This is a genomic window from Dinghuibacter sp., assembly GCF_035492835.1.
Classification (GTDB): Bacteria; Bacteroidota; Bacteroidia; order Chitinophagales; family Chitinophagaceae; genus Dinghuibacter.
Genome location: NZ_DATJIY010000218.1, coordinates 1 through 3,959 on the forward strand (window position 1 = coordinate 1; position 3,959 = coordinate 3,959).

The 3,959-nt window shown below is 59.1% G+C and carries 5 protein-coding genes and 1 pseudogene; 4 read left to right on the forward strand and 2 right to left on the reverse strand.

From position 1 onward, the window contains the following. Positions 1-70: 70 nt before the first annotated feature. The 3 genes from VL547_RS20170 (at position 71) to VL547_RS20180 (ending at position 1,564) form a co-directional block, all read left to right on the forward strand. Positions 71-376: a hypothetical protein gene (locus tag VL547_RS20170; protein ID WP_325581323.1), complete on the forward strand. Its 306-nt coding sequence runs from the start codon at positions 71-73 to the stop codon at positions 374-376. A 47-nt stretch (positions 377-423) separates the two neighbouring features. Beyond that, a complete protein-coding gene (locus VL547_RS20175) occupies positions 424-879 on the forward strand; it encodes a YhcH/YjgK/YiaL family protein (protein ID WP_325581325.1) in 456 nt (151 codons plus the stop codon). An 82-nt stretch (positions 880-961) separates the two neighbouring features. Beyond that, positions 962-1,564, forward strand: coding sequence for a GNAT family protein (locus VL547_RS20180; protein ID WP_325581327.1), 603 nt, complete (start codon positions 962-964; stop codon positions 1,562-1,564). Between the two features lie 172 nt (positions 1,565-1,736). Here VL547_RS20180 and VL547_RS20185 read toward each other — a convergent pair whose 3' ends face one another. Next, positions 1,737-2,366: an HAD family hydrolase gene (locus tag VL547_RS20185; RefSeq protein ID WP_325581329.1), complete on the reverse strand. Its 630-nt coding sequence runs from the start codon at positions 2,364-2,366 to the stop codon at positions 1,737-1,739. 29 nt (positions 2,367-2,395) lie between these two features. Between VL547_RS20185 and VL547_RS20190 the strand changes: the two genes are divergently transcribed. Continuing rightward, on the forward strand, positions 2,396-3,397 hold the full coding sequence (locus tag VL547_RS20190) for a hypothetical protein (protein WP_325581331.1): 1,002 nt from the start codon (positions 2,396-2,398) through the stop codon (positions 3,395-3,397). On the opposite strand, the pseudogene VL547_RS20195 reads toward VL547_RS20190, so the two are convergent. Then, positions 3,378-3,959 (reverse strand): annotated as a pseudogene (locus tag VL547_RS20195) (hypothetical protein); the annotation flags it as partial. The gene VL547_RS20190 and the pseudogene VL547_RS20195 sit on opposite strands and share 20 nt — an antisense overlap.

The window sequence follows — 3,959 nt, forward strand, 5'->3', positions numbered from 1 at the left end:
CGGCCATTGGAAATTACGGTATTTTTTTCAGTGTACGCCCGTTCATAATATCTTGTCAGGAGGCTTTACTATGTTTTCGTCCTTATACGCCTTTTTTGTCCGAAGAGCCCAGACCGACCGGCAGTTGCTAAAACGCATCCGCCTGGGCGACGAGTCCGCTTTTAGGTCTTTCTACGATATGCATGTCCGCGCCACCAATTACATGGCCTATGGTTTTATGAACCAAAAACGCGGCGCCGAGGACCTGGCCTTCGAGACGATGCGGGAGATCTGGCGCGGCCGCACGCAGATCGACGTTTCCAAACCCGCCAAGGTCCTGATCGCCGAGACGATGATCCTCGTCTATCGACGGAATATCCAGGCGCAGTACAATTAATACCGCCGGTCAGTGGCACGACCCGCATAATTCCGTTACTTAGCGGTATGATCCTGGACTACCTCGACCGTTCCGGCAACTATACGTGGAACGAACCCTTCCAAAAGGCCTTCGCCTGGCTTCACGCCACCGACCTGTCTGCCATCGAAAAGGGCCGCTATGACATCGACGGCGAGCGCGTTTTCGCCCTCGTCAATGAATACGAAACCGTGGACCCCTCCACCCAGCAAATGGAGGCGCACCGCGCCCACATCGACCTCCAATATGTCGCCCGTGGAGCCGAAATGGTAGGCCACGGCTTCCTTCAAGCGCAGACGCCCTCCAAGGTCTATGACCCTACGGCCGATTTTATGTTGTTTGGTGAACCGCCTTCGTTTTTCTCCCGTTTTACCGAAGGCATGTTCGCCGTCTTCTATCCAGAGGACCTTCACATGCCGAACCTGATGGCGGGCGGTAGCGGATGGGTGAAGAAAATCGTGATAAAGATCAAAGTGGCGCAGTAGCGGCGTTTATGGGTTTTCTGGACTACGAGCCATATTGATTCTGGACTATGGGATACGCCAGTGATGACGGTACTTTCGTTGCATGACATTCGACTTCGCCGATAATATTTGCCTGGAAAACAATCGCTCCCTGCTCAGGCCTCTGCAACACACGGATGCAGAGGGCCTGCTGGCGGCGGCCTGCTCCGATCCCGACCTGATGCGGTACTCGACGGCGCTGATCAACAGCCCGCAGCTGCTGGCGCAATACATCCGCACGGCGCTGGATGAAAAGGCGCAGGGCATCCGCTATCCTTTCCTGGTCATCGACAAAACCAGCGGACGATACGCGGGGTGTACCAGCTACGCCAGCATCGTCCCCGCCGACGAGCGCCTGGAGATCGGGTGGACCTGGCTCGGTCTCCCCTATCACCGGACCGGGCTCAACCGCAACAACAAATTCCTGATGTTGGAATACGCGTTCGAGACCCTGGGCGCGGACCGCGTCGAGCTCCGCACCGACGAGCGCAACACGCGATCCCGGAACGCCATCATGGGGATCGGCGCCACCTACGAGGGCTGTCTGAGGCACTATAAGATCGCTTTTGACGGATTCCGGCGGAATACGGTGTATTATAGCATCCTCCGGGAGGAATGGGCGTCGTCGGTCCGCGGGCGGCTGGCCGCGGGAGACGTCTCCGTATAAATACCGATTTTTTGCAACGGCGTTCTTTTGCGCGCGAAATGACGTAGGTTTAGTCTCCAATCTTGCTGCTGGCAACCTATGCTATAACATAAAAACCCGCGAAGTCCGCGGGTTTTGCTTTTATAACGCCGTTACGACGCGCCCACGCACGCTCAGAGCGCCGGCCCTGGCGCTAGAGCGCCAGCCCCAATGCCTCGAGCTGTGCCCTGGTGTCTTCGTATTTTTTGTGGTTGATGCCCCGGAGCCCGAGCCCTTCGGCGACTTGCACGAACATCGGGCGGTCGTCGATATAGACGACGTTTTCGCGGGGCACCTGGGCGATGTCCAGCGCCACCTTCCAGATGTCCGCGTCGGGTTTGCGGAAGTGGACAAAACAGGAGGAAATAAAAAAGTCCACGAACTCCCCGAGCTTGAATGTCCGGATACGGTGCTCGTTCAATTCCCGGCCTTCGTTGTTCACCACCGCAATCTTCAATCCGTGTTTGGCCTTGAGGTCCCGGATCAAGTCCAGCATTTCCTGGTAGGGTTGCGACTGGTCCATCATGAACTGCCGGAATTCCTGGCGGGTAAAATTACGGTCTTCATAAAAAATGGTCCTGGTCAGGTATTCGTCCAGGTTCAGCTTACCCGATTCGTAGGTATCGAAGGTCATCCGGTGACGGTCACTCACTTCGTCCGCATTGAGCCCGAACCTGTCCGCGGCGGCTTTGCGGGATTTACGGTCCCAGCCGTTCGTTAGGAGTACGCCACCGATGTCAAGGAAAAGCGCCCTGACGGGGGCATTGGTGTTTTGTGTCGACATAATGCGCTAATTTACGGCAAACACCAAATATGCGCACTTACCTCTTTTTCGGGGCGCTCTGCCTGTGCCAGGCGGCCGCCGCACAAACCTTGCAAAGCGTCACCGCCGCCGGCAACACGACGCCCTCTCCGATGTCGATTATCACCAACACCACCGGCGACATCGCGTTCACCATCCAGAACACCGACCTCACGGACGCCACCGCCCGGGCGGTGCTGATGCTATCCAACGGGGCAAGCGGCAACGGCGCCCTGTATGTGACCAATGCCCGCAACGCGATGTCCCCCAGCACGTTTCTCGTATACTCGGGGCAATACCTTACCGGCGGGCTTAGCCTCACCAGCGGCGCCGGGGACGTCAATGTGACCGCGGCGGGGCATGTCAACCTGCACAGCGGTGCAACGATCAACAGCGGCCTCAACAACACCCAGGACCGGCCGGCCATCTCAAGCGGCACGATCATGGGCGAGATCCGCGGGGTCAGCGACGCCAATACGATCTACACGATGGACGACGGGCTCCTCCGGCTGAGCGCGGGCGGTGGAACCAACGCCAACACCAAGTCCTATATCGACTTGTCCGGCTATACCTCCACCGCCACCGCCCCCGACCGCTATGAAAACATCACCCTGGGAACGTCGGGCGCGGAGCGGATGCGTATCCTTTGGAACGGAAACGTCGGCATAGGCACCAAGAACCCGGTGTCGCCGCTCACGGTCAACGGGACCATCACCGCCAAACAGGTAACGGTCACGGGCACCATCGGCGCGGACTATGTATTCGACAGCAGCTACCGGCGGATGCCGCTCGCGGAGGTCGAACGCTATACGGCATTGCACCGCCACCTTCCCGAGGTCCCTTCCGCCGCGCAGATGGAGGCCAGCGGCGTCGACCTGGGCGACATGCAGCGCCTCCACCTCCAGAAGATCGAGGAGCTGACCCTCTACGCCATCGAGGCGAACAAACGCATCGCCGCGCTCGAAGCCGAATTGAAATCGTTACAGGACCGGCTCAAGGCCGCTGGGCTTTGAGTTGTTCCACCTCTTGCTGGAGCGCGTCCATACGCGCTTCCAGCTTTTCTACGAGCTCGTGCTCGACGGAGGCCCGATGGTCAGCCTCGATGGCATACAGCGTCAGCTCTTCCACCTTTTGCAACAGGGCGGTCTCGGTTTCGCCGACGGACATACCATCCTGCTGCATCAGCGCGGCGGAGGGTATCCCGGACAGGTGGTGGTTGGCGGCGATATAGGCGGCTACCGTCGACAGCGACGGCAGGGCATACGCCGGGTCGAAGACAAAATCAGCGCCGGTGGCGTTCACCGTCACCTGGTCGGCCCGGACGCTGCCGCCGACGTCGAGCTTATAGGTCGTATTGGTTTGGCTCGTCTTGCCGATCAGGACATTGTTCCCGATGGGGTTGATCGCCAGCGGCTGGCTGTTGAAGGATTGCACCGCGGAAATGGCGCCGTTACCACCGAAAGCCAGGGCACTGCCGGCTTGCAGGATCAGGGTATTGAAGGAATTGGCGTTGGTCAGCGTGGCCAACCCGGGCTGGGAGACCAACAGGCGCGTCGTCGGGTTGGCGTTGCCGAT

Coding starts and splice junctions, on each gene's coding strand:
- VL547_RS20185 (WP_325581329.1), bottom strand. CDS start 2,366: ATGTCGACACAAAACACCAATGCCCCCGTCAGGGCGCTTTTCCTTGAC.
- VL547_RS20180 (WP_325581327.1), top strand. CDS start 962: ATGACATTCGACTTCGCCGATAATATTTGCCTGGAAAACAATCGCTCC.
- VL547_RS20170 (WP_325581323.1), top strand. CDS start 71: ATGTTTTCGTCCTTATACGCCTTTTTTGTCCGAAGAGCCCAGACCGAC.
- VL547_RS20175 (WP_325581325.1), top strand. CDS start 424: ATGATCCTGGACTACCTCGACCGTTCCGGCAACTATACGTGGAACGAA.
- VL547_RS20190 (WP_325581331.1), top strand. CDS start 2,396: ATGCGCACTTACCTCTTTTTCGGGGCGCTCTGCCTGTGCCAGGCGGCC.